This window comes from Laceyella sediminis (assembly GCF_003003125.1).
GTDB lineage: Bacteria > Bacillota > Bacilli > Thermoactinomycetales > Thermoactinomycetaceae > Laceyella > Laceyella tengchongensis.
Genome location: NZ_PVTZ01000002.1, coordinates 24072 through 49110, shown reverse-complemented (window position 1 = coordinate 49110; position 25039 = coordinate 24072). Strand labels below are relative to the sequence as shown.

Here is a 25039-nt window from a genome sequence, read left to right as displayed (position 1 = left end):
TCAATCATGTCACAATTGGCGCGGTCACGGGGGAGCCTTTTTTTATAAGATGGAAGTAACAGAAGAGGAAAAAAGTACAATTTGAGAATGTACGTTCCATTGGAGGAAATTATGGACGTTTTTCTGTATCCGATTCTTACGGTTGCCTATATTGCACTTTTTATTTGGAGTTTTCGTTTTATTCGCGAGTCGGCCTATTGGGGAACCTACTGGCTGATGTTTATCACACTGGCGATGATCTACGATAACGCCATCTTGGCGCTCGGCAATTGGATTGGCGAAGGTGATATGTTGGAAGGCCTGAGTTTGGTTCGTTCCTTGTTCCATGTCTTGCTCACACCAACATTGGTGTTTGTTGCGTTAGATATTGTGCGCCGTTTGCGGCTGGAGTGGACAGAGAGTCTGCTCGTACAGGTGCTGTATCACTTATATACCTTTGTGGTGACGGTGATGGGCATCTTTATGGAGATCTTGTGGGTTGACATGGAGCCGGTGGTTGAACGCGGCTTGTTGCGTTATGCGCCGGTGCAACCCCAAATTCCGTGCGCAAGCGCATTGGTGCTGGTACCGCTTCTCATATCGGGGATATTGGTATGGCGCAAACTGCGATGGCCCGTGCTATTGATCGGACTGTTGTTAGTCATGATCGGAGGGGGCGGTGCAGTTTTGCTCGGCCAACCGGCGCTGTCGGCGGTGTTCGTATTCATTTTCATCTGGGTGCTCGTACTAACGGAACAAATGCTACTGCCAGAGGATTATGGTCCAATCAACCGGGTGTAGAAAGTCGCGGCGCAAAGCTGCGGCTTTTTTTGCATAAACGGCTCACCAAGTCAAACACTAAGGCTGGAGGTGAGCACATGAGGAAAGGTTGGATCTTTTTGTGCATGGTTGTGCTGGTGCTGACAGGATGCCAACGGTTTGAAAAGCCGACGGAGCGCACTGGACTTGATAAAGATAGCCACTCATACAGCTACGTCAGTTTCCAAGAAAGCAAATTCAAGCAAATCGCGATGAACGTGCCGGGCGTTCGCGATGTGCGCATGGAGTACGATGGACGCAAAGTGATCTTGATGGTTTTGCCGGAGAAGGGATGGCGTCCGGAACAATACCGAATATTGGCGAATCGGGTTTACCACAAGGTGAACATGGGTTCACCGGTCACCCCTGTCCATGTGAAAGTCATCGCCCCGGAAAATTGGATACAAACCCCGTGACAAAGAAAATCAACACCTGATCTCTCTCGGGAATCAGGTGCTTTTTTGGGCTGATTGTATCAATCAGTGGAAAAGCTTGCTGAGGAAGGACAAGCCCATAATGGCGGCGATCGCCATGCATACCCAGAATAAAGCACGGTCATGACGGTTTTGCATCAGGCATCTCCCTTTCATTTGGTGTCCACTCTATGATAAACGAAAAAAGGCCCGGGGGAGGAGAATCCCCACAGGCACTTTTTACCGTTGGTTGGTAGAAGTCAAGATTTTGTCAACCAATCCATATTCGAGCGCTTCTTGCGCACTCATGAAGTTGTCACGGTCTGTGTCGCGCTCGATTTTCTCCAATGGTTGGCCTGTGAATTCGGCCAGTTGGCGGTTGAGATTGTCACGCATGCGGATGATGCGTTTAGCGCGGATCTCAATATCCGAAGCCTGCCCTTCTGCTCCGCCGAGCGGTTGATGGATCATTACTTCGCTGTTGGGCAGTGCGAACCGCTTGCCTTTGGCACCGGCAGCTAACAAGAAAGCGCCCATGGAAGCTGCCATACCGACGCAGATGGTGGAGACGTCAGGTTGGATGAGTTGCATGGTATCATAAATGGCCATCCCGGCTGTAATGGAACCACCCGGCGAATTGATGTACAGGGAAATATCTTTCTCCGGGTCTTCGGCAGCCAAAAACAGCAATTGGGCCACAATCAGGTTAGCCACATCATCGGTTACAGGGCTGCCGAGGAGGATGATCCGGTCTTTGAGCAAGCGGGAGTAAATATCATATGAACGTTCACCACGATTGGATTGCTCTACTACAATAGGGACTAGGTTCATTTGTTGTTGGGTGACTGTTTTAGCAGAACAGCCCCCTTCCCCCTTTCTTTCGCAAATTGGTGTGTAACCTTATCATACTCTATTGGTCAAAAAAGGTCAAATGAGAGAGGGCCAGATTATACATGGCGCCATCCCCGCGAGAGGAGTGGGTACCACACGCATAAAAAAGCGGATTGCCTCCCAGCAAGGGAGCATCCGCTCTTTCAATAATGAATCTTTGATTGTATTTTTTATGGAGATAATTGGATGATTAAGGCAAAAATAACGAGATAAAATACCATTCTATCGACACGCCGATCGGGATGAGCAATAATAAGGCCGCACAGGCCAAACCAAATTTTTTTATCCAACTTGCCATTGATGATTCTCTCCTGATGATATGATTTTTGTTGGATACATTGAGATATTCTATCATATTGGTTGTAAATGATATTTGAACACCATTGTTCAATTGTGCGGACGATTTGTGAAAGCGGCCTCATCCGAAATGTGGCGTGTTCTTCTCGTTATCTCTCCTTGGTGCAGGTAAAAGGGAAAAAGTCTGTAACCCATTTGCAATGGTGCGGCAGATGGCTTACAGGCTTTCTCAATTGTAGATCTGGCTCACGAAGCGCTGGGTTCGTTCTTCTTGGGGCGCGCCAAATATCTGTTCTGGTGTGCCTTGTTCAATGATGCGCCCTTCGTCCATATAAACCACTTTATCGGCCACTTCGCGAGCGAAGCCCATTTCATGCGTGACCACAACCATCGTCATTCCGTCTTGAGCTAGCTCTTTCATGACGGAAAGCACTTCACCCACCAACTCGGGGTCCAAAGCGGAAGTAGGCTCGTCAAACAGCATGACCCGTGGTTGCATAGCTAAGGCGCGGGCGATGGCCACCCGTTGTTTTTGTCCACCAGACAGTGAATGGGGATAGCTGTGCATTTTATCAGCCAGTCCTACTTTCTGCAAGAGCTCTGTCGCCAAGCGCTCCGCCGCGCGCCGGTTCATCTTCTTCACGTGGATGGGGGCTTCTATCACATTTTCGATCACCGTCATGTGCGGAAACAAATGAAAATGTTGAAACACCATGCCGACTTGTTGCCGTAGCTGGTCCAAGTCTTTGTCTGTCTGGTTGATCTCCCGGCCCAGGATGTGAATCTCCCCCCGATCGGCGCGCTCTAAGCGATTGAGACACCTGAGCAGGGTGCTTTTACCCGATCCGCTGGCGCCGATCAAGACGACCACTTCTCCTTCATCCACCTGCAAGTTGATATCACGCAAGACGTGCAGGGAGTTATACCATTTGTCCAATCCTTTGATGGAAATCATCCTTGTGTCCCCCTTTTCTCCACCTGAAGGCGCCGCTCTAGTTGCCGTAGCAGACCAGTGAACAGCAGGATGAGTGCTAAATAATACAAGCCGTTAATAAAGTACGTCTCAAATTGCTTGAAATTGTCGGCAGCAGCTCCCAGACCGGCTGACCATAGTTCGGTGCCGCCGATATAAGCAACGAGTGAGGAGTCCTTCAAGCCGATGATAAACTGATTGCCTAAGGGGGGAATGGATCGTCGGAAAGCTTGGGGCAAAATGATGAGGCGCATGGCCAGCGAGTAACTCATGCCGAGAGAGCGGGCCGCTTCCATTTGGCCGCTGTCAACAGCTTGGATGGCGCCGCGAAAAATCTCAGCGATGTAGGCGCCAGCGTGGATGGCCAACGCGAAGACCCCTGCGGTAAAAGAGTCCAAGACAATAAACTCGGCCAGCCCGAAGTAGATGGCAAAAATCTGGACGATTAGGGGAGTGCCGCGAATCACGGTGATGTACAATTGGGCGAGGCCGTTTAATAACTTGTTGCTTGATATTTTGCAAAAAGCGAACACAAGGCCGATCGCCGTTCCGACCAGCAACGACCAAAAAGTGAGCAATACCGTTTGCCAAGCGGCCTTGCTAAAGCCGATGAAGGTGGTTTGGAAAATCTCCAACAAAGTCATGGTTTAGAAATGGCCTCCTTTTCGGCATTAGATGACAAAATATTTCGATTAAAATACTTGCGGCTGATTTTTTCATATGTTCCATCTGCAATGATCTGAGCTAGTGCTTGGTTCAGCCTTTGTCGCAAGCGTTCGTCTCCAGAGTGCACGGCAATGGCCATGTTGTCTAGCGTCAGAGGCTCTCCAACCGTTTGAATAGGGAATTTCATTTGCTTCATGGCGTACAGCCCCACCGCTTGATCGGTGATGACGGCATCGATGCGTCCCGTCGGCAAGTCTTGCAAAGCCGTGATGTCGCTGGTGTATTCCACGATCGATGGGGAGTGAGTCAACGCCACATCTTTGAAGGTGCTCGCTTTCACCACGCCGATGGTCTTGTTTTTCAGATCTTTGATTGACGTGATAGTGCGATTCTCTTTTTTCACGAAGACCTGCGCTCCCGACCGGTAGTAAGGGTCCGTGAAGTCCACCGCTTGGTCGCGCTTTTTTGTGATCGCCATGCTACCTAAAATCGCATCGTATTTGCGTGCCTCCAGCCCGGCGATGATGGTTTCCCAAGGCGTGGTGACGGGGCGTGGTTTCATACCCATTTCTTTGGCCAACGCATAGCCAATCTCCACGTCAAACCCGCTGATTTTCCCGTTTTGCTGAAAGTCTCTGTAACTGAACGGTTTGTACAAGCCGCTCATCGCAAAGGAGAAGGTTCCCTTTTCCAGCGTCAATTGATCGGCAGGCTTGGCGGGGGAACAGCCGATGGGAATGAAACAGAAACACGTCAGAAAAAAATAGATGAAACAGTTGCGAAACATAAAACCCTCCTTTGCTTCGATGATTGAGCAACCAGGAGCGAGGTTTTCCGGTTTGAAAACAGTTACCCTTTGTCAGCGACGATGAAACGGAAGATTTCTGCGCGGACAATGAAAAAGCCGACTGGCCATTTTTGTGGCGCCAGTCGGCATGGTTGCCCTGTACGGGATGTTAATAAGATATCGCGCGATAGGCATTGACACGCCCATGTGTCCAGTCGGTGCCTGTGCCGGGCACTTTATCGGCAGTGTTTTCAATCGCAGCACGGATTTGGGCGTTCGTCCGGCCTTGGCCAGCTAACAACCCGGCAATACCTGATACGTGGGGGGCGGCCATCGAGGTGCCGCTGTCGTATGCGTACCCACCTCCAGTTACGGTTGAGTAGATGTTGCCTCCAGGTGCGGCCACATCCACCCAATGTCCATAATTGGAAAACCAAGAGCGCTGATCGTCAGAATCGGTGGAGGCGACAGCCAGTGCCCGACTGTAATAAGCCGGATAGCTGGGTTGATCGGTGCTTTCATTGCCGGCGGCGACCACGACGATCGCCCCTTTGTTCCAAGCGTAATCTATTGCATTTTTAATGGTGAGGCTGTTCTCCGGCCCGCCCAGGCTTAGATTGATCACTTGAGCTCCCTGGTCGGCGGCGTACTTGATTCCGTCAGCGATGTCGGCGGCAGTTCCTTCGCCTTGCTCATCTAACACGCGTACGGGAAGCAACTTGGCGTTGGGAGCTAGGCCAGCGATTCCAATTCCGTTGTTGGATGTCGCGGCGATGATGCCGGCGCAGTGGGTGCCATGCCCGTTGAGATCCTGTTGGGTATTATCGTCATCTACAAAATCCCAGCCCCTTAGCACCTTGCCCCGCAAATCAGGATGATTGGGTTGGATGCCCGTATCGACAACCGCGATTTTTACGGTTTTGCCAATCGGAGCCGTTTGCCAAGCCAAGTGAGCCTGCACGCGCTTGGGGCCCCATTGTTTGTTCCAAAAGTAAGGGTCATTAGGCGTGATAGAGAACCGGGTTTGCCATGAGCGGATATGCCGCGCGGAGGGTAGGACGCTGGCGCGGTAGACATAGTTGGGCTCCGCATAGGCTACATCGGGATGTTGCTTGTATTTCCGTAACAACGTAGCCAACGAACTGCGTTTCACCTTCACCACTTGGTGGCCAAGAGTAGAAGTTTCTTCCACCTCCGAACGGATCTCGGCGTGGATGGCGGCCATTTTTTTCTTGGAGGTGTGTGGTTTGAATTTTACAATGATTTCTTCCGTCGCTTTGTCGGGAGTGAGCGTTGGCGCCGCGCTAGCAACCGTGGACCACGAAGCCACTGTCAGTGCGACGGTTAGGGCAACGAAGCCTAAAATGGGTTTCATGTGTACCTCCCGTAGGTGGTTTGTTATATTTAACAGGAAAGTTAGTGTTCATCAGCATGAACGAGATCATTATATATTAAAAATAGATATATGAAATGTAAGGAAACATGGCAATAAAACGAAAAAACCGTCCCTCACAAGAGGAACGGTTTTCAAACGCGCAATATAATGCGCCTAATTAGTGATTTTTAGCGGATTGCTCCGCTAATTTTCCCAACGCGTCCTGCGCCTGCTAAGCGCTAACCACAAACAGTACGACATTTTCCAATTTTTTCTGCATGTTATTTAGTCGGCGTTCGTGTTCGCTTGGCGGATCGACAGGCGAAAATAGCACGTCCTCGGCCTGCTTCTGAATGTCTTTCACAATGCGCTGGTAATCGCGCTTGAGTTTATGAGCAAGCTGTAGCGCTTTGTGTTCATAGTCCTTCGAGGCTTTTCCTTGTGCTTCAATTTCCCGTAAGGGATATATAATACGTTTCAATTTCTGCGTATTTTTGCCTGGCTTCAATAACGCGCCCCGTACCTTCGCTGTGTCTTCACATACAAGCACTTCTGCTAGGGCGTTCACTTTTTCATATCATCAGCAATAGTGCAACTCATGTATGAGCAGCTGGCGTAAATTCTCTGACACGCTTGTGGATGCTAAAAGCATCTTCATAAAAGAAAGGACATCTAAAGGTAAGGCCTCCTATATTTATTAGATTCTTATGGATTCTCGTAAAACTGCTTAAGTGTATGTATAATATGTGTAGTATTAAAAATATTTCTTTATATAAAAAATGTTCTAAAGAGGGTGTTTATAACGTGGGCATTGAACTACTACCTAAACATATTACTGATTTGTATGAAGTACATGAATGGCGCCATGCTTGCGCAATATTAAAAAATGATTTTCCAAACGAATGGGACGATATTCTTACTGTTCTAGAAAATTTTCGATTACCAAAAAGTAGTATAGTAGATGGAGGGGGCAGAAAGTCTAAAGTTTCCAATATGATTGATAAACACTTTTATAGCCTTGGTTGGGAAGAGAGGTCTTTTAAAACACAAGTAGTTATAGACGACAATGCTTTTGATTCACCAACACATAAGGTTGATTGTTATAAGAATAAGATAGCCTTAGAAATTGAGTGGAACAATAAAGACCCTTTTTTTGATCGTGATTTAAATAATTTCCGTTTGTTGTTTGAGTTACAAGCAATAAGTGTTGGTATTATTATAACTAGATGCGACCACTTACAAGAATTATTTAATAAACTTGGAAAAGGAAGTAAGTATGGCACTTCTACTACACACATGTCAAAATTATTGCCCCGCATCCAGGGTGGAGGGGGCGGAGGTTGTCCATTATTAGTATTTGGCATCTCTAAAGAGCTCTATGTAGAAGATAATTAAGTCATTGGGTTTTAGCTATCACTAGACACTCTTTCACGTCTCTGCTTTTATCTTCTCTGCGCCCCATCGTACTATGTTGGTAGTCAAGTAGCCTTACATCGATTTGATAAGCAGAACCTAGAATTTTTTGGGATAACTTTAACAATTTTTCTAAATCAATCATGCCTGTGTTACTGTAACTGAGCACTAAGTTAGCCTCTTTTTGCTTAATCTTACTAAACATGGCTTCAAATGCGCCTGCTACCTGAGTACGAATGCAGAAAGGGGACTGGTGTCGATCAGTTCTGTATCTGCCTTTATACTTGACCTCTGGATAGTCGTATTTTACAAGTGTCTCAATTGCATGATAGAAGCGGGAATAATGTACAAAACAGTAGGGTGGGTCAGCATAGACAGTTGCTCCAGATGGAAGAATATCTAGGCAGTCTCTGTAATCCATCGAAACTATTACATGCTTTAGCTGATTCCGCCCGAACTTTTGCTTAAATTCTTCCATTTTACGTATAAAGAATGGAAGTATTTCTTTCCTACGATAAATTAGAATGTCGTTCATTGACGCAACGGACGTAGCATCTCTATATTGCGCATAATGCCCTGTACTTTGAGAATTGTACGACATAGCAAACATTAGGCTAGAGATAATAGCATAATAATAAGGTGTACCTTTGTAATCATCAGCTACCGCTCTAATAGAATCGATCCATACACATTGGTCGTAAGACCAATACCTTCCTGAATAGTTTTTTGTGAAAAGGTGATAAGGGAACTTAGAAAAGTCCTCATTTACCAGCTGGCGCTGCTCTTCTTCTAGCTTAATAAACTCATCTAATGTAAAAGGGCGATCATAATCAAAGTATAAATACGGGTAACTTTGCTTAAACTGCTTTACAATCTCAGATGCTTTACTCACAACATCCTCAATTAGTGTTGTATTGTCGCTCCACTTATAATCTCCTAGGTATGTCTTAGCCAATACCGCAGAATACTCCTGAATATCGTTAGACAGTATAGGAACCTGATCTCTTAGAGCGCCTGCTAAGACGCTAGAGCCTGCAAACAAGTCGCAAACTACTCCACCCTTATATACTTCTGAAATGCCCTCAACTACAAAGCCCATTAAGTTTCGCTTTGACCCCATATACTTAATAATGTGTGGTACATCCTCGTCATAGTTTAAACGGTAATAGCTACTTAAGTCTAACTTATTTGTAGCAGTCATTTTCACACATCCTCACGGCTTAAGGTGATTAAAGCCTATAATAAAGGCTACCATTATTGTTGACGAGCGTCAACTATTTTTAGGTCTACCCACTTTAGGATTGTAGCTAGTTCTTACGTAATCATGTAGGTCTTCCTCTGTTATAATAAGTAAGTTATTAGTTCCTACTTTCATGTGCCTTAGAGCACCGGTACTACATAGTTTATGGATATATTGCTTTGAGTATGGCTTGTCACGTCCGACTATTTCCGCCAATCTTTTACCTGCTTCTGAGGAGGTATATGCCATTTTATCACCTAGTTTTTCCTCTTTGCTTTATAAGTTTATCTGACCTTCCGTTAAAATAAAAGCGGCATTAAGAATCTGCGATACATATAAAGTTTACCAGTCTTATAATACTTATAAATAATATTATTCACATAGAAGATGATAAGACTTCAATCTTTTGCATTGTTATATTCTACAGTCATTTGAATTAGATTTAATGCAAAACGGATACAAAGAAATTCCGCGGCGCAGGAAACACCCTTATATCAGGCAAAATTTCCGTCTGCTGTCCCTTAATTTTCCATAGCAATTTCCTAAGTTACATATTCTATACTGAACCCCTCAGACCAGTGGATATTTCAGCATGTTCTGCAATACGTTGTTACGTGAATATATCGCCACCGTTTAGAACATATGGCGGAATAAATGCGAGCTTACTCGTTTTTCGATGCCTGCTTTTTCATTATAAATGAGCAGGCGGCGTCTAAATGAATTAGGGTTATATTGAGTGCTGCAGTTAGACAGGAAGACATATTTTGTATCAAAGTGCGCCTTGTTTTAGGTTACAGGCTCTAACAGCAGCTTTACTACGTGGATAGATAATGTTATGATTCGTAGCTTTCGGTTCTTGTTCTTGTGTGCGGGCAGAATAAAAGCTCGTGTTTTAAAATCAATGTCTTGTAGCTCTAGGTTGCAGATATCGGAAATACGCATGCCTGTGTCCAGTATCAGGTACATAATTACCAAGTCCCTGAATTGCGCTTATTCTCTGGTATTTGTTAACGGTGGTAAATAGAAAGCCCTTTTTCGCGTCTGCTTGCTCGTTATAGCGATAATTGCTTAGGTAAATGGTGTAGGCGCGAAGTATGGCGGCATTAATTGGTTTATGGTTTTAATATCGGGGTAAGTTTCGTTAAGCCGTTGAGGAAATTGCCCATAAGCATGTGGTAATCGCTTGTATGCTCGCGGACGCCTTCGTTTTCTTCAAGTTAATGAAGTGGTTAAAGGTCTATTATAGGAAGGTCAATAATGGGGGATAGTTTCGTGAAGTCTCTGCGTCTGGTTATAATGTGCTTACCTTTTTAGACATGAAAAACACCTCCCAGCATGTTCTGATCCGCTAAGATACAGAAACACGCTAGAAGGTGTTGTGCAAACCGGCAGTTTATTTGCGGTATTAGACAAGCGCTCATAAATTGCGGTGATATCTGGTTTTGGTGCGCCTACCAGGATTCGAACCTGGGCACCTGGTTCCGGAGACCTAACGAGTCCCCAAAATGCGCTATATCAGGCGATCAAATGCCGAAATATCAGTCGTTGTGCTAATCGAAGCCTTTACCGTAGACAGCACACGTTTTCATTCCGTCTAACGGTCTTGTGCTTAGCGATATTGTCGGTTAAATTATAATCTCTTACAGCCCTTTAGCGCAATATCTAGGAAAGCCTTCTTTTGAAATAATTTTATTCTGTTTGAGAAGCGATAATCGTCAGGGTGTCGCGGTCATCTTTAAGTTTTCGTACCTCAGACTGTATGCGATCTAAAAACCGTGGTGTAGCATAGTCTACCGTTAAAACATAATCCAATCGAACATCTCCCTTTTCTCGAGCATTTCTCTCCAAGTTGCTATACTGATTAAAATAAATAGCACACTTAATCTTGTCATCAAAACTTTTCTTGAGATGTTTGAACAGCCGAAGAAATAGTTCTGTTTTATGGAATGTCCCTTCACCAAGCACGGAAAATTTAATTTTAACATCCCAAGGCCCAACAACCGGAGAACTGAATATTGTTTTGCCAACATACTCATTAATAGCTTCGATAATACCGTTTGTTGATTCATCGATCTCTCGATATTTGGAATAGTCAATGATACCGTCTTTATCTTTTACCATAGCAATACCTCCGTTTTGCTTTTTATTATTAGGAACATCATTTGTTCCTTGATCAGTATCTGTTTTCTAAGCGCAAGCACCTTAGAGACAGGGACACAAGAGATAAAAATTTTTTTGTTGTGTCACCCTAAGTTAATCACTTATATTAGCGCAGCCACTTTCTTAAAAAGGACATTCTTACATTCAACAACATAAAAAAAGTGGGGCGGTTTTTATTCCGCCCCTAATTCGTTCTTTTGTCTTTGTCTTTCGCGTCTTTCCCGATCAACCAACCGGCTACAATGGATGCACTTTCCCTTGGTATACTTCGTAAATTGGTCGAGTGTTTTAACCGTACCGCATCGGGAACAGTATTTCCCATACCGAATGATTCCGTCTATTTCGATTCGCAACACACGAGGTAACGCAATCATTTTCCTTCTTCTCCGCTTTCTTGAATTTCCAGCAGACGTTTAACCCTGCCGTAAAGTACGCGATAATCTAAATTGCCACCGGATCGGCTAGCTGCATCATATAACCTGTCTTTCAGTTCTTTCGTCACTTTTCCGTTATTAACTGCTTCCTTCGCTTCTGCATATACCGCTCTGATATTCATTAACGATTCCCCCTATTATAATACTGTTGGCTTTCGTTTAACATCGCTTGGCAATTGACCGCGTTCAATCATTTGTAATTCCTCATCGGTGATTAGTTTGGCTAATCCCAATGACAGAACTGGGCCCATAACAACCCATGAGCCTTCTTCATTTCTCACGTCACCTATTTTGTCTTTGACTTCTTTGTATTTCTCATCGTAAAGGTCAATCATCTTCAACAAATCGAGAAGTGAATTGTAATATTCAGATCGTGCTTCTTCAATTCGTTTTAAAATAGGTTCGGCTTGCTTTCGAACACTTTCGGCATACTCACCATGCCAGGAACGGATTAGATTAAGCCTCGTTATTTCGGCTTTTTTGGATTGGCTAATGACCGAATTTGCCTGGTCGCGTTCTTCGATTGCATGATTAACGGCTTCTTCGGTCTTTTTAATTTCGGCTCTAAGTTTTTCCTTTTCACCGGATAAATCTACTTCCTCAGTCACTTCCCGATAAATGACCGCTTTTAATTCGTTATGAAGGCAGGATAATTCGTCTTGGGTTTCCTGCACCTTCTCATTAAACCGTGAAGATGCGCGAGCTAATTTAGATTGCTCTTTTTCAAATTCCTCCATAAGTTTCCATCTTAGAACTTTGAACTCACCCATAACCAAAATCTCTCCCATCTCGTTAAATGCTCCGTTTCCTTCGTTACAAGAAACAAAGACTGTATAGCTTCGAACTCCCTTGTCGCGGGATCAAACAACTTATACAGCCGTTCAAACTCGTTACAGGGGAGAAAGTGAGCGTGTAATCCGACTATCGGCAATGCTGTTTTATACACTTCCTCGCTGTCTGTTCTGATCTCGCAGGATTTCGATAAATCGTGTTGTACGATCAGGTCAACCAACAAATCAAGAATAGACGAATCTGCTTGGATTTCCCGAACGTTGGTGTCGATATGCCTTCCGTCTTTGAAAACATGAGTGGCAATGAACTTTTTTCCTTGTAACTCTGTCGTGATCGCTTCGATAATGTCCATATTAGACACTCCGCAATTGCTCCATGATCTTGCGCAACTTTGCCAGTCGGTAGTCACTGAGCCCTAACCGATTCCGTATGTCGGTTTCACGATCTTTCGGGATTCGGCATTCATCCCTTTCAATAAGCGCCACATATGGGTAACTGATTTCGAGACGGTCGGCAAGGTCTTGGCGTGTAAGACCATGGGCAAATCGGTATATCTGTAAGTCCTTACCGGTTAATTCCATCGTACAACCCCCTTTGCGAAATTAGATACAAACAAAAAGACCGCCCAGCATTGGACGGCCAAAAGCGGAAAGGAGAAGTTTAGAAGAGCAAACAGGAAGTAAACCAAGAAGTTTAACGAAAGGACAAGATCGCTAATCATCGTCCCCTCATTCATAATTAATAGCTGAGAGTCTGATTTTTGTATTTTCTACAACACTAATCACCGGAATAATAATAGTTTCGGATGTAAAGTTTATTAAGACCACGCTCCACAAGTCGATTACTAATCTCTATCGGGCGGAACGGTATTATGACTGGCGGCGGTGGTCTTTTATTATTGTCTTTTAACGGCCTTTACTTTTAACGGCAGTGACCTTATCCCTTATTCCGAATAAAAAGTAATCGTAATTAGATAGATATAAATGCCGCTAACAAGTACAGTCGCAAGACTGGGCTTGTAATCATTAATTCTTGTTCTTTAATTCTTGTTTAGTAATTCTAGTTTACCGTCAATAATTGACTATCCCTCTTTACGATTTTTGCACTCCTCTTTTTTAAAAATCACAGAACCCTAATACCATTAGCTCTTTCTAATTATTTTTGTATGGTTGAAGTTTCATTACTCTGTCTATTGCAGTTCTAATATCTTCGTCTAAATTCCGTCTCTCTTTTGACTTATCTAAAGATGTCCATAGAAAAAATTCATGTGTTCCTTTATTACCGGTAACTGGACTATGAGTAACACCTAAAGTATTTAAACCAAACTCATCGGAAAATTCCACGAGGTCTTCTAATACTGCCTTATATTGGTCTGGACTTTCAATTTCTCCAGTTCTTCTAACTTTGGAGTCCTCAATTTCGAATAACGGTTTTACTAAACATAACATTTCTCCATTTTCATCTAACAGTTCACTAATAATTGGTATCGCCTTTTTCAAGGAGAGATAAGACAAGTCAACTGTAGCCAGAGATGGACGCGGAGTTAGATGTTCAACCTTAACATCACCAATATTGGTTTTTTCCATGTTTACAACTCGTTCATCCTGTCGTAGTTTTCCAGCCAGTTGACCAAATCCCACATCAATTGCATATGTACGGCTGGCTCCATGCTGTATGAGGCAATCCGTAAACCCGCCCGTAGATGCTCCTGTGTCCAAGCAAACCCGTCCATTTACATCAATGCCAAATTGAGCGATTGCGCCTTCTAATTTAAGTCCACCTTTACCAACATATTTCAGGTCAATTCCTTTAACTTGGATATTTGCATCTTCTTTGACCATTTCACCAGCATTAGAAGCACGTTGTTGGTTGACAAGAACTTTACCCATCATAATCCAACTTGTAGCAGTTTTCCGATCTTCAAAGAAACCTCTATCAATTAGCGCTTCCCAGAGAGGTTGCTTCTTTTTAGCAGCCATAATCAATCTCCTCGCTATGTTTTAAACTAAATCGTTCATGTGCTTGTTGAACGATTTCTTCAATGTGTAAATCAATCTGTTCTTTTTCATACTGAAATTTACAGTAGGCAAGGAATTCAATATTCCCTTCATTACCTTGAATTGGAGAAGGAGCAAGTTGAAAAGCAGTAAAACCATTTGATTGAACTATCTGAACAAAACGTTCCAAGACTTGCTGATGAATATGCTTGTCTCGAACAATCCCGCGATTTCCTACTTGATGTCGTTCAGCTTCGAATTGTGGTTTCACAAGTGAAACCACTTCTCCATTAGGAAGTAACAATTCTCGTAGTTTTGGGAAGATAAGGGACAGAGAAATAAAGGAAACATCGATTGTCGCTAAGTTTGGCGGCTCACCTGTGAGGTCTTCTTTTTTTAGATAGCGGAAATTTGTCCGTTCCATCACGATAACTCGGGGGTCTTGTCTCAGTTTCCACGCTAGCTGTCCGTATCCTACATCAATGGAATAGACCCGCTTAGCTCCACGTTGCAAAGCGCAATCCGTAAACCCGCCCGTAGATGCACCAATGTCTAACATTACGCGATCTTCCATATGTACGGGAAAGACCCGAAGTGCTTCTTCTAGCTTAAGGCCTCCCCTACTCACATACTTTAGATTTTTAAGTTTTAACTCTATAGAGCTGTCGATTTTGATTTTAGTCCCTACATGTTGCATTCTTTCCTGATTAACAAAGACATAACCCGATAAAATCATTCGTTGAGCAATGTCTAGAGTAGCGCATAGGCCTTTTTGAACAAGCAAAACATCCAAACGTTCCTTTTTCATCACAGACACCACAATTCTATACTTTCAGTAATATTAGAATATATTATAGCGGAATTATGCAGTTTCTTCCACAAGTATAATGCTTTCCTCTTTTAACAGTTCAATGACTTGCAATATATCTGCTTCAACCAAATCCGGCTCACAATCATAGTATTTTTGAAATGACTGGATAAGTTCCTGAACTGTTACAGCCTTTTCAATTAATATTTGCCAAATAAATTCGCTTGTTTCATTGCAAACGAAATATTTTTCGTTTTCTGGGCGATAAATGACCAACTGCCCATCAATTCTAGTCCATCCCACTTTAGCCAAATTCACTTGAATGCGCATATTCTTTCTCCTTTCTAAAAAAGGCGGGGGATTTTTAATCCCCCTAGGGTATCAGCGAATAAGCTATACACAGCAAGTTCTGCAACTATTCGAAGACTTCCCAGTGAACGCCACTGCTTCCACAACACCATAAGGGCGAATAACGGGTTTCACATATGGACGTTTGACCGTCGCGGTCGTTTTGTTCGCTTTTATCGGAATCACCTCCCTTCAATCACATTCGTGGCTTCAATCCTAGGTTTCTCGTTCTCCTTATTCCGGCAGGTTCGAAATTCTCGTTTCTTAACTTCATGCTTGTTGCTGTCTTGTTGCAAGTTGATGGACCGGCAATATCGATCACTCCCCAAGCACGGTAATTATTAGCCATACATTTCGGACAGTCCTTAAAGGCATCGCATGTCGTACAGATTGTTAAGTCTCGTGCTGTAATCGAACGGATTTTTTGAAACATTGGAGATTGATTCCAAATCTCTTTAAAGGATTTTTCTTTGATATTTCCACAGTTTGCGGATGGTCCATTGCCGGCCCATGATGTAGAGCTACTACTTTCTTCACCCATTCCAATTTTGAATTGGAGACAAGGATATACATTTCCTTTGGCATCAATAAAACAGAAGTTACGACCTGCGCGGCATAGTCCATCTGAATCAGGATTCGGGTCGAGGTTTGCATAATCTGGAGGGAACATTAGGAGACTTGAATATTGCGGAAAATCGACCCAGAACTGCTTCATGTCCTCATAGGTGAGAGAAAAATCATCAGTTGGAACAAAGGAACCTTCGTAAGTGGGTGTAATATCGACATCTACATTCCATTCAAGGCTAAGTTCTTGCAGGAGGGATTCTAATTTTTTCAAAGAAGGAAGTGCTTTTCTTGTAACCGGGGTTTTTACAAGGACTTTCGTACCATTGGCGTGGATATTCTTGATTCCTTGGAGTGTCTTATAGAAGGAGCCTTTTTTTCGGGAGAGTTCATCATGAATTTCTGAATCGCCAGCTAATATGCTGATCTCCACTTCTGCAAACATCCGTGATACTTTTTCTGCTATTTCTGGATCAGCTAGTTTTTCACCGTTGGAGTACAGGCAAAGAACTATTCCCTTTTTCTTCGCATACTCAGCAATCTGAAATAAATCTTTTCTTACTAAAGGCTCACCGCCTGTTAAGATAAGTTTGAGAGTTCCCAATTCACTAAAATCATCAATAACACGCTGAATTTCTTCTGTACTTAATACTTCTGTGATATGCTCATCCTGGTAGCAAAATCTACAGTTCCAGTTACAGCGTTGAGTGATTTCCCATTGAACAATCATTGGAATCAGTTGTTGACGGATCTTCTTAGCAATATGCACGTCTTGTGGGACTTGCTCTTGCATTTTACCCCTCATTTCCGTCTATAAGGTAAAAATAAATAAATTTTCATAATTCATTATACCTTATAGTTGTTTTCATTCGCATTGTTTTTTCAGTATTTCATTCACTTTTTCAAGAAATAATAACAAGCAACAGGAGCCGAATAAGCAGGGGAGAACACAATGATAGTTAACGAACAAATCACTGACGAAAAACTTCTCAAATATTATCTGGATTCAAGACAACCCGAAGCATACGAATGGAACATTTCCCCGCAAAATCTTTACATCGAATCAACAATTCGAGATTTTGTGCAAAAGCATCTTAATTTATTTCCAGGAATCCAAGTTTGCAATGTGGGAATCGGATCGGGGGAATGGGACGATTTTTTGGGTTTTTGGCTAAATGGAATGGGTCAACTCACGAGTATAGATAAAAACAAAGATATTTGTGACATATTTCGTTATAGACAATCCAAAGAAAACCATCCCAATCCATCGAAAGTTATTTGCGAAGATGTATTATTCACAAGTTTAGACAATGCGCAGTTTGATATTGTTACTGTTATTGGGTCAACAGTGAAAGAATCTGGAGCATATGACGATATACTAAACCAGTGTTTCAATTTGGTTAAAAAGGATGGTCGCATCCTTTATATGGACTTTGTAAGATACCACCATCCAAGACAATTCGAAAATTACATTTATGAATCCAAATACACTATTGAGAAAGTGTACATGGATAATAAATACCCGGAGCTTTCATTTTATATCTTTTTGGCAGGTAAATGAAATCAGAAAAAGGGTTGACAACAAAAACATCTTCATTTATGAGCCGAATAATATCGGCTCTTTTTTTCGTCTACTACTTTAAAAGCCTTGGTGTTACTTTACCCGAAACAGAAATAACATCACCGATTCTAAGGACACTTCCCCGCAACAATGCAAATGTTAAATCTTTTCCATCGGGAGTTCCAAATGTAACAGTGATCGGCTGATGAATCACGTTTAACGGATAATATTCGAAGTGACAAAACGATCTCACATCACCGTTTTCCAAATGCTCATCCTGGTACGGTTTTGACGTAGCTTTCACATTATGTTGTGGAAGAACCGAAAAATCGCGAATGAATGTCCTTACCTGATTAGCTGGCCCTTCTACTCGAAGTCTTAGCATTTGCTAACCTCCTCAAGTTCACCAAGTGCCATTTTTAACTTTCTCCAAGTTTCATTGACTGATTTTGTCTTTCCTGCATCAGATGTCGCTACGGTAGGCAAAAGTTTTAAGCAGTCTGGGCATCGATAAGCAGATACTTTCAGATCAATTTTGTTTCCGCAACAACACACTGCCACGTTCATGCCATTCCTCCTTCTCCAAAGCAGTAGATTTTGATTGATCGGAATTCCTTGATAATTAAATTATAACCTTCCATTTTTTAGCTTTGTTTAATGTTTGAATTGAAATCGGACCCAGTAAAATACTGAAACACTCGTTTATGCTGTTTTTGTCATCTTCTAATCACATAAACTTTAAAATTCGGCCTTAAGCTAAATATGTGTCTATGGTCATTAGACTTTATGCCATAATATAATTATCAGAATTGAATGAAGGTGGATAAAATGAACAATCGAGATGAAGTTTTAGTTCGGTATGTCGTTAAAAAAATGAGAAAAGCGCACGGACTTCGTCAAGAAGATATTGCTGGCATATCAACTGCTACGGTAAGTAATATTGAAAATGGAAAAATCCCAGTCACAGATGATACTTTCATTCACTTTTTGAAACAGATTAACCTTTATCCTGTTGAAAAACTGCATCAAGAGGTAAAAAAAGAAAGAGAGAAAATGGAGGACTTAAATCTTACTCTTAAAAGTATTGAAGCGATTATGGAGAAAGGGAACGAAGAGATAGCGATGGAACAGCTAAAAAATATTGAGATTGAAAACTTTCATCCACTTGCGCTGTCCATTCGTTATTTGGAGGGAAGATACTACCGCCTTAAAGATGATTTAAAAAAAGCCAATGATATATTCATCAATGTAATTAGGCTTGCCGAAAAAAACAACATAGACCCGCCAACCAATGTTTTGGCCTATTGTTATAAAGAACTGGGCAATAATTCGTTTCTGAAAAATGATTTAACCAATGCTCTTCACTATGTGAATAAGGGATTAGAGGTATTTGATGAAAATAAAGGAAGAAAAGAGGTTAAGCAACGTTTACAAAGCAATAAAATACAATATCTTTTGAAAATGGGGCAGTCTGATCACGCTGCTCAAATCCTTAATGACCTCTGGCAACATCTTTCGGAAATCGAAAATATTCGTGTTGTTCTCAACATATATCGTTTTCGTGCTGCTATCTTAAGGGGAAGAGGGGATTATGAAGAAGCGATTAAAGTCTGTCAAGAAGGAATCGAAATTGCTGTAAGAAATGACATTAAAAACCGTCACCTTGATTTGTTAAATATATTAGGGACAGTTTATCTAAAACAAAATAGATATGAAAAAGCCCGAAAATGCTTTCAAATTGTCCTTTGGATGGACGCAGGTAGCAATTATCCCCGTAGAAACATTGATTCTCTAAGTAATCTTGGGACTCTTTTCATCCAGTTAGCCGATTGGAAACAGGCTGATGTACATCTGGACGAAGCTATCAGGATGGGGCGAGAAGTTGGGGATTCTTACCGGTTGGCGAAGGCTTTAATTGTTCGAGGGAATTATTTCTTTTATCAAGGACAATATAATAAGGCGGTTCCCTTTTACGAAGAAGCTGCGGAACTACTGCGAACACACGGCTTTAAACAAAGGCTTAGTACGGCTTTATTGATGTTATCTCATTGTTTTGATAAGATGGATAAAAACGATGACTTGGTTCGATGTTATAAAGAGTTGCTTAAAATCCAAGGCGACATCGACTTGCAAAGCGAGGAGGAGCTTTATGATTTTTAGTTTATCTATCCGGTTGGGTGATGACGATAGTGATGACGATTAGCAAGTAAAGTAATCGTCCGGATGGTATCACAGTAATAATAAGATTTTAATGATTGGTAATAAAAAAGAGCTTTCGGGCATTCCGAAAGCCTTTTTAATTTAAATCGGATTATTTACGGTCTTTAAAATATGTTATCTCTTTATCGTCCTTTACTTTGTTTTAACGGCAGTAACCTTATCCCTTATTCCGAATAAAAAGTAATCGTAATTAGATAGATATAAATGCCGCTAACAAGTACAGTCGCAAGACTGGGCTTGTAATCATTAATTCTTGTTCTTTAATTCTTGTTTAGTAATTCTAGTTTACCGTCAATAATTGACTATCCCTCTTTACGATTTTTGCACTCCTCTTTTATAAAAAATGCTGAACCCTAAAGCCAGTCCAACATTTCCTTTAGTGTCATAGGCTGTTGTTCTTGGTTAACTACACTTTCTTGATTATCTACACTCCTAAACTTTCTTTTTGCCTTGGATCGCTGCCGTTCTTTCTCGACTTGGGTTTCGGCTTTCTTCCGTTCTTCCATTGCTTCGGGAAAAACTCCGTAAAAATCGGCTTCCTTTAGTGGATAAAGCGGGCGATAAATGCTTGAATATCCTTCCCTATGTGTGATTTCTAAAAGTCCAACAGCTTGAAGTACCTTTAAATGTTGCCGGGTTGTTCCCTCATTTCTTCCATAGCGAATAGAAAGCGTTCCAACCGAAGGGAAAGCATAACCTTCTTCACTGTTGTAGTAATCGGAAATCAACGCATACAAATAAATCATTTCGGGACGAAATTCAGGGATATAGACATAGTGTTCGATCTCTTTGGGTAGTCGGAAAAAGATCGATTCTTTTTCTTTCGTCTTGTCATAGACGCGTTGTTTCGGAATTGACCGTCCGTTTAGTCGTTCTTTTATGCGATTTCCTACGGTTTCATTTGCCATTCCGATTTCCTCCTGATTGTACTTCAGTAATCTTTGACGGGGTAACACTCGTCTTTTACAAAAGCGCATAGGAGTAACCAAAAAAGGACACAAAAATAAAAGTCGGAATCATTTTCCCGATAGCATGCATGAATAGTAATCGGAATCTTTAAAACGATTAACCCCTCGGTTTGAAAATGGTATGCGTGATCTTTGACAGCCAGCCGAAGCCATAATCAATACCCCCTTTGGGGGGTGTAATTATCCGAAAACTCATAACAGGAGCCGCTTATTCTCATTTTAAGACGGTTAAATTTCAGAGAAGGGAAATTATCATAAGAACAAGTTAAAACCCTACAGAGCGCGAATAAATGGCACTGAGATGCGTTCCTAACGTTTATCCTTTTAATTTTGTTGACCAAAACAAAAAAGAAAAACGGTTCCTTGTTATCTCCTTTGTATTCTTTTCATGCAACAATTAATGAATAACGAAAACATTGAGAATGAGAAGAACGAAACAATTAAAGCCATAGCCGTTAGATCGTATCTATTCGCTATTGGTTCGTCAGTCTGATTCTGTTAAGTCAAAGAGTATACGACCATCTCCCGCTATCAATCTTCTAAGAAAGAATAGAACAATTAGCCATGCTCTCTTCATAGAATAGGCGTAAGACTATGTAGACGGGTGGGGATGATAAGAATCCCTATAGACGTTACACTGTGGGAGTATGTTCCGGTATGTTAGGGTATCGGCCAATAAAAAAGCGGTAGACCGTATGTCTGCCGCCTTATAGTTTGAAGTTAACGAGTGAGTTTTCGATTTCCTCCGCGGTGATCCCGATATATCTAAGCGTTATGGACGGATGCCAATGATTTAGGATTTCCTGGAGTTTTGCTACGTCCTTTGTCTGTTTATAAAACCAATATCCGAACGTCTTTCTCATCGTGTGCGTTCCGATCGAATCAACTTCCGCCATGTCTGCCGCTTTTTGCAGTTGGCGGTATGCTTGCGTTGTGGTGATCGCTTTGTTTCCCTTGCGAGACGGAAACAACCAGACGGAATCGATTGTTTTTATGTACTCTTGGATTTCATCGTATATGTTAACGAGACTGATTGTTCGAGGTTTCCCGGTTTTACCCTCTTTAATAACGATTCGCTTTTTTCGTCTAACATCCGATACTTTCAGCTTTAGCAAGTCTCCAACTCGTAGTCCCGTATTTATCCCGATTAAAAACAGAATGTAATCCCTTTGACTACAGAACTTTTTTAATGCCCATTTCATGTTTTCGATTTTCTCGAGGTCGCGGATAGGTTGAAGTTCGGCTATCGATTAGCACCTATTGAAGTTTGGAAAGGATCGACATTTGAACGTTCTTTCTCGAGTAGCTTAGGATCGGCGGTTTTTGAACAAATCGGAAGAATTATTGCAGAAGGTAGTGGTGCATATGCAAAGAATCAATATAAAACCGAACTAACTATCAATTCTTGGCGTATTGATGAAATAGAAAGATTAGTCAATAACCCCAAAAGGACTCAAGGCAGAAGAAAAGAATTTCCTGACTTGCAGGCAGAATTGGATAAGATCATTAGTCTTGATATTGACAAATACCAGCAGGTTAAGGTGATCTCCGACCTTTATGTCCGTCGCCCAGATGGTCATGAAGAGTATTATTCATTCAAAACAGTAAAGCCAAATAAAGACCAAACCAAAGAGGCAAAAAGAAACCTCTTGTATTTACGCTCTACCGATCCGAATTGTGAGGCCTTTTTTGCGCTTCCCTATAATCCATCAGGAGAAGGAAAGCCATATAGAAAAAGCTGGACAGTTCCTGATCCGTGGTTCGATATGGAAGACGATAGATTCGTTTTAATTGGTTCCAAACTTTGGAATAAACTTGGCAACGATCCTAATACCTACGAAGAACTCTTAGATGTTTTTGCTGAGGCTGGAAAAATAACATCAGCAAGAATTCGAAAAGAATATTTTTGTTTGTAACATCTCTAACTAAATACACGTCTCATGGGAAAGTTGCCAAACCCATAAGATTGCGCAATTGATCTTCTAACCGCAGCCGCCTGTTCTTCCGCAACTGCTTGGAATACTTGCGAAACATGCCAATATAACAATGCAAAGAAATCACGAGCCTTACCCGTCTTCTCGGCATTAACAACTGCTTTAATCCTGCGAACTAATTGATCGAGTATGTATTCGTTATGAGCTAAGATATGGTCTAGGCTATACACGTCCTTATTCTCGATGTGGCTGTTTTTGAACGCTAACCGAATTTTAGACCATATCCGATTAATAACGTTAGCTTTGCGGCTAATGGGAACTAATGCCCGAATCACTTCTTTCGGAATCGTATTGTCTGCGTAAGTTTCGTCTAGGTCGCCGTCTACGTTAATATCTGTTTTTAAATTAATAGATTCCCTGCTAAAAAAAGAACTTGATAGGGACGCGCTTTTTGTTGCATCGTCTTTTGATTCGCAAGGGTTTTCGACTTGCTGACGGCTCCCGAAAGACGGTTCCCGATGCGGTTCCCGTTTAGATTCGTTATTTGTTCCCTGCCGTTTATTTTTGCCTGGTAGCTCTAATAGATCATCCATAGGAACGAAGACAAAAATGAGATGGGCGTCTCCGCCTGACTTCTTTTTACCGCCTTTAGGCGATTGAGCGCGTACAGTGCGAAGGAATCCCCGTTTTCTGGCATAACGAAGAAAGTCGTCAAGGCTCGTTTTGCCGCATTCGGCTCTGGTTGCAAGTTCCATTCGACGAAAAAAGGTTACGCCGATCAGTTCCGCCGAACATTGGAATAGTTTGTCCAGAATGCGAACCCATGTCGGGCGTAATTCACTGATAATCGTTAGTTTTAGACGACGATAGTATTTGTTAAACTGATCGATGCTTTCGAATAAAGAAAGTTCCTTCATTGCGGTTTTGTCCCCTGCATAGATGACCTTTTCCATGATGCGAATCTCCTCTTTATAAAGACACACCCCGAAGGAACGCACGTTCTATTTGCTTCGATAACGAACTAAGGCTTGCATGTCCGCCTTTTTTTGGGTACGATGGTTTTGGGTAAGGGTGTACCTTAGAGGCGGACTTCCAAGCGGAGTTCCTTCGAGGGTATGCCTTTTCTTTTTCCGTTAACTACTTGAATTTTTTTCTAATCCTTAATACAGGACTAAACTGTGCATGTTGATCCTTGATTGCTTTGTCGTCCATTTGAACATATTTGCGAGTGGTTGATATATCGGCATGTCCTGCAATTCGTTGTAATGTGAACACATCTCCACCATTTAAAATGTAATTCCGACAAAACATATGACGGAATAAATGAGGGCTGACCCTCTTTGTGATTCCTGCGTTCTTTTTATAAATCAGCAATCGTTTACGAAATGAATTTGGATTGTACCGAGTTCCACAGTTGGAGACAAATACGAAATTGGTATCAAAATGAGTTTTATTCTCTGTGACTAACTCCATTAGGAGCTTTAAAACGTGATTAGACAAAGGGAGTATCCTTGGTTTGCGATTTTTGTTTTTATGTGATGGAAGGATAATTGCCCTTGTTTTAAAATCGATCTCGGAAACCTCTAAATTGCACACTTCGGAAATGCGCATACCTGTGTCCAACATCAAATACATGATGACCAAATCACGGAATTGGGCATATTCGCGGGTATTTGGTGCGCCAAGTAACCTTTCAATTTCATCGTCCGTTAATGGCTCGAATGTGTCCTCATTCACCCGCATTAGGCTTACTCCCTCACACGGATTTCTACGAATGATTTCCTCACGGTAAAGCGCATTAAAGAATGCTTTTAAGAATCTGATGCGAACGTTAACCGTGTAAGGTGATAGTCCATATTCCCCTGTCTGCTCGTTAAATCTTTCTTCGCTCAAATAGATTATGTATTCCCGGATCGTTCCTGTGTTGATGTTTTCGATTCTTTCGATAGAAGGGTGTTGTTCGTTTAGCCACTCGGTAAAATAACCCATTAACATGTAATAATCGTTAATTGTACGCTGTTTTACTCCTTCGGTTTTCTTTAAATTAACGAAATAATCAAATGCCTCTTGAATCGTCATATCGGAATCCGTCGATGTTGGTTCAATAAACTCTCTGCGTCTAGTTACGATACGCTTTCCTTTTCTGGACATAACAAAAGACGCCTCCTTTCGTGTCATCGCTAAGCGCAAAAACACGTTAGAAGACGTCTCCCGGTCGCCTTTATTATCGAGCAGAAACCGTGTGCTATCGGTTAGCCTGACGATCAGACAATCGCTTGATAATATCGGCATTTATTAGGTTTTGGCGCGCCTACCAGGATTCGAACCTGGGCACCTGGTTCCGGAGACCAGTGCTCTATCCCCTGAGCTATAGGCGCAAGTCAATATAGCAATCCGACA

30 protein-coding genes and 1 tRNA gene are annotated in these 25039 nt (G+C 42.2%); 6 read left to right on the top strand and 25 right to left on the bottom strand.

Translation table 11 applies throughout. The features are described 5' to 3' along the window. Positions 1-111 precede the first annotated feature (111 nt). Together CLV36_RS03000 and CLV36_RS02995 are read left to right on the top strand one after the other, a co-directional pair. A complete protein-coding gene (locus CLV36_RS03000; protein WP_022737548.1) occupies positions 112-780 on the top strand; it encodes a hypothetical protein in 669 nt (222 codons plus the stop codon). 77 nt (positions 781-857) lie between these two features. Continuing rightward, the gene (locus CLV36_RS02995; protein ID WP_054095760.1) at positions 858-1214 is read left to right on the top strand and encodes a hypothetical protein; all 357 of its coding nucleotides are present in this window, start codon (positions 858-860) and stop codon (positions 1212-1214) included. Positions 1215-1451: 237 nt separating this feature from the next. On the opposite strand, the gene clpP is transcribed toward CLV36_RS02995, so the two are convergent. From clpP to CLV36_RS02965, 6 genes are all read right to left on the bottom strand, one after another. Beyond that, a complete protein-coding gene (gene clpP / locus CLV36_RS02990; RefSeq protein ID WP_281257236.1) occupies positions 1452-2099 on the bottom strand; it encodes an ATP-dependent Clp endopeptidase proteolytic subunit ClpP in 648 nt (215 codons plus the stop codon). A gap of 529 nt (positions 2100-2628) precedes the next feature. Beyond that, positions 2629-3354: an amino acid ABC transporter ATP-binding protein gene (locus CLV36_RS02985; RefSeq protein ID WP_106341715.1), complete on the bottom strand. Its 726-nt coding sequence runs from the start codon at positions 3352-3354 to the stop codon at positions 2629-2631. Then, positions 3351-4010 carry an amino acid ABC transporter permease gene (locus CLV36_RS02980; protein WP_106341885.1) on the bottom strand — a complete coding sequence of 220 codons (660 nt, stop codon included), beginning with the start codon at positions 4008-4010 and terminating at the stop codon, positions 3351-3353. The genes CLV36_RS02985 and CLV36_RS02980 overlap by 4 nt, the downstream gene beginning before the upstream one ends. A gap of 2 nt (positions 4011-4012) precedes the next feature. Beyond that, the gene (locus tag CLV36_RS02975; protein WP_106341714.1) at positions 4013-4825 is read right to left on the bottom strand and encodes an ABC transporter substrate-binding protein; all 813 of its coding nucleotides are present in this window, start codon (positions 4823-4825) and stop codon (positions 4013-4015) included. A gap of 169 nt (positions 4826-4994) precedes the next feature. Next, entirely contained in the window at positions 4995-6200 is a 1206-nt protein-coding gene (locus CLV36_RS02970; RefSeq protein ID WP_106341713.1) for a S8 family serine peptidase, read from the bottom strand. Positions 6201-6432: 232 nt separating this feature from the next. Then, positions 6433-6768 carry a hypothetical protein gene (locus tag CLV36_RS02965; protein WP_102993503.1) on the bottom strand — a complete coding sequence of 112 codons (336 nt, stop codon included), beginning with the start codon at positions 6766-6768 and terminating at the stop codon, positions 6433-6435. 236 nt (positions 6769-7004) lie between these two features. Between CLV36_RS02965 and CLV36_RS02960 the strand changes: the two genes are divergently transcribed. Then, positions 7005-7595 carry a BglII/BstYI family type II restriction endonuclease gene (locus tag CLV36_RS02960; RefSeq protein WP_102993502.1) on the top strand — a complete coding sequence of 197 codons (591 nt, stop codon included), beginning with the start codon at positions 7005-7007 and terminating at the stop codon, positions 7593-7595. A gap of 1 nt (position 7596) precedes the next feature. On the opposite strand, the gene CLV36_RS02955 is transcribed toward CLV36_RS02960, so the two are convergent. The 12 genes from CLV36_RS02955 to CLV36_RS02900 all read right to left on the bottom strand — a co-directional run bounded on the left by CLV36_RS02955 (position 7597) and on the right by CLV36_RS02900 (position 16749). After that, a complete protein-coding gene (locus CLV36_RS02955) occupies positions 7597-8814 on the bottom strand; it encodes a DNA adenine methylase (protein WP_219904889.1) in 1218 nt (405 codons plus the stop codon). Positions 8815-9639: 825 nt separating this feature from the next. Next, complete coding sequence (locus CLV36_RS17995; protein WP_375163161.1) at positions 9640-9828, bottom strand: site-specific integrase; 189 nt, start codon at positions 9826-9828, stop codon at positions 9640-9642. Positions 9829-10542: 714 nt separating this feature from the next. Further along, complete coding sequence (locus CLV36_RS02940) at positions 10543-10974, bottom strand: hypothetical protein (protein WP_106341712.1); 432 nt, start codon at positions 10972-10974, stop codon at positions 10543-10545. A gap of 212 nt (positions 10975-11186) precedes the next feature. Further along, positions 11187-11387: a hypothetical protein gene (locus CLV36_RS16930; RefSeq protein ID WP_146130584.1), complete on the bottom strand. Its 201-nt coding sequence runs from the start codon at positions 11385-11387 to the stop codon at positions 11187-11189. Beyond that, positions 11384-11569, bottom strand: a complete 186-nt coding sequence (locus CLV36_RS02935; RefSeq protein WP_106341711.1) for a hypothetical protein — start codon at positions 11567-11569, stop codon at positions 11384-11386. The genes CLV36_RS16930 and CLV36_RS02935 overlap by 4 nt, the downstream gene beginning before the upstream one ends. A gap of 15 nt (positions 11570-11584) precedes the next feature. Beyond that, positions 11585-12217 (bottom strand): hypothetical protein, encoded by a 633-nt coding sequence (locus CLV36_RS02930; protein ID WP_106341710.1) that lies wholly within the window; start codon positions 12215-12217, stop codon positions 11585-11587. Next, entirely contained in the window at positions 12196-12591 is a 396-nt protein-coding gene (locus tag CLV36_RS02925; RefSeq protein WP_106341709.1) for a hypothetical protein, read from the bottom strand. The genes CLV36_RS02930 and CLV36_RS02925 overlap by 22 nt, the downstream gene beginning before the upstream one ends. 1 nt (position 12592) lies before the next feature. Next, positions 12593-12820, bottom strand: a complete 228-nt coding sequence (locus tag CLV36_RS02920; protein WP_106341708.1) for a helix-turn-helix domain-containing protein — start codon at positions 12818-12820, stop codon at positions 12593-12595. A 570-nt stretch (positions 12821-13390) separates the two neighbouring features. Beyond that, positions 13391-14218 (bottom strand): TlyA family RNA methyltransferase, encoded by an 828-nt coding sequence (locus CLV36_RS02915; protein ID WP_106341707.1) that lies wholly within the window; start codon positions 14216-14218, stop codon positions 13391-13393. Continuing rightward, positions 14208-15044 carry a TlyA family RNA methyltransferase gene (locus tag CLV36_RS02910; protein ID WP_106341706.1) on the bottom strand — a complete coding sequence of 279 codons (837 nt, stop codon included), beginning with the start codon at positions 15042-15044 and terminating at the stop codon, positions 14208-14210. Before CLV36_RS02910 ends, CLV36_RS02915 begins: the two co-directional genes overlap by 11 nt. A gap of 54 nt (positions 15045-15098) precedes the next feature. Beyond that, complete coding sequence (locus CLV36_RS02905) at positions 15099-15374, bottom strand: PqqD family protein (protein ID WP_106341705.1); 276 nt, start codon at positions 15372-15374, stop codon at positions 15099-15101. A 214-nt stretch (positions 15375-15588) separates the two neighbouring features. Further along, positions 15589-16749: a radical SAM protein gene (locus tag CLV36_RS02900; RefSeq protein ID WP_181352797.1), complete on the bottom strand. Its 1161-nt coding sequence runs from the start codon at positions 16747-16749 to the stop codon at positions 15589-15591. Positions 16750-16908: 159 nt separating this feature from the next. Here CLV36_RS02900 and CLV36_RS02895 point away from each other — a divergent pair, with 159 nt between their 5' ends. Further along, positions 16909-17517 (top strand): class I SAM-dependent methyltransferase, encoded by a 609-nt coding sequence (locus tag CLV36_RS02895; RefSeq protein ID WP_106341703.1) that lies wholly within the window; start codon positions 16909-16911, stop codon positions 17515-17517. Between the two features lie 73 nt (positions 17518-17590). Here the strand turns inward: CLV36_RS02895 and CLV36_RS02890 are convergent, their stop codons facing one another. Both CLV36_RS02890 and CLV36_RS02885 read right to left on the bottom strand, forming a co-directional pair. Next, on the bottom strand, positions 17591-17902 hold the full coding sequence (locus tag CLV36_RS02890) for a hypothetical protein (RefSeq protein ID WP_106341702.1): 312 nt from the start codon (positions 17900-17902) through the stop codon (positions 17591-17593). Then, on the bottom strand, positions 17896-18084 hold the full coding sequence (locus tag CLV36_RS02885) for a hypothetical protein (protein WP_106341701.1): 189 nt from the start codon (positions 18082-18084) through the stop codon (positions 17896-17898). The genes CLV36_RS02890 and CLV36_RS02885 overlap by 7 nt, the downstream gene beginning before the upstream one ends. 261 nt (positions 18085-18345) lie before the next feature. Between CLV36_RS02885 and CLV36_RS02880 the strand changes: the two genes are divergently transcribed. After that, complete coding sequence (locus tag CLV36_RS02880) at positions 18346-19677, top strand: tetratricopeptide repeat protein (RefSeq protein WP_181352796.1); 1332 nt, start codon at positions 18346-18348, stop codon at positions 19675-19677. A 413-nt stretch (positions 19678-20090) separates the two neighbouring features. Here CLV36_RS02880 and CLV36_RS02875 read toward each other — a convergent pair whose 3' ends face one another. Together CLV36_RS02875 and CLV36_RS02870 are read right to left on the bottom strand one after the other, a co-directional pair. Next, on the bottom strand, positions 20091-20645 hold the full coding sequence (locus CLV36_RS02875) for a helix-turn-helix domain-containing protein (protein ID WP_106341699.1): 555 nt from the start codon (positions 20643-20645) through the stop codon (positions 20091-20093). Positions 20646-21412: 767 nt separating this feature from the next. Then, the gene (locus CLV36_RS02870; RefSeq protein WP_106341698.1) at positions 21413-21907 is read right to left on the bottom strand and encodes a tyrosine-type recombinase/integrase; all 495 of its coding nucleotides are present in this window, start codon (positions 21905-21907) and stop codon (positions 21413-21415) included. Positions 21908-21937: 30 nt separating this feature from the next. Here CLV36_RS02870 and CLV36_RS02865 point away from each other — a divergent pair, with 30 nt between their 5' ends. Further along, on the top strand, positions 21938-22621 hold the full coding sequence (locus CLV36_RS02865; RefSeq protein WP_106341697.1) for a TdeIII family type II restriction endonuclease: 684 nt from the start codon (positions 21938-21940) through the stop codon (positions 22619-22621). 5 nt (positions 22622-22626) lie between these two features. On the opposite strand, the gene CLV36_RS02860 is transcribed toward CLV36_RS02865, so the two are convergent. The 3 genes from CLV36_RS02860 to CLV36_RS02850 all read right to left on the bottom strand — a co-directional run bounded on the left by CLV36_RS02860 (position 22627) and on the right by CLV36_RS02850 (position 25017). Further along, positions 22627-23592, bottom strand: coding sequence for a hypothetical protein (locus CLV36_RS02860; protein WP_106341696.1), 966 nt, complete (start codon positions 23590-23592; stop codon positions 22627-22629). 184 nt (positions 23593-23776) lie between these two features. After that, positions 23777-24790, bottom strand: a complete 1014-nt coding sequence (locus CLV36_RS02855) for a tyrosine-type recombinase/integrase (protein WP_181352795.1) — start codon at positions 24788-24790, stop codon at positions 23777-23779. A gap of 152 nt (positions 24791-24942) precedes the next feature. Continuing rightward, positions 24943-25017: transfer RNA gene (locus CLV36_RS02850), tRNA-Arg, on the bottom strand. Positions 25018-25039 lie beyond the last annotated feature (22 nt).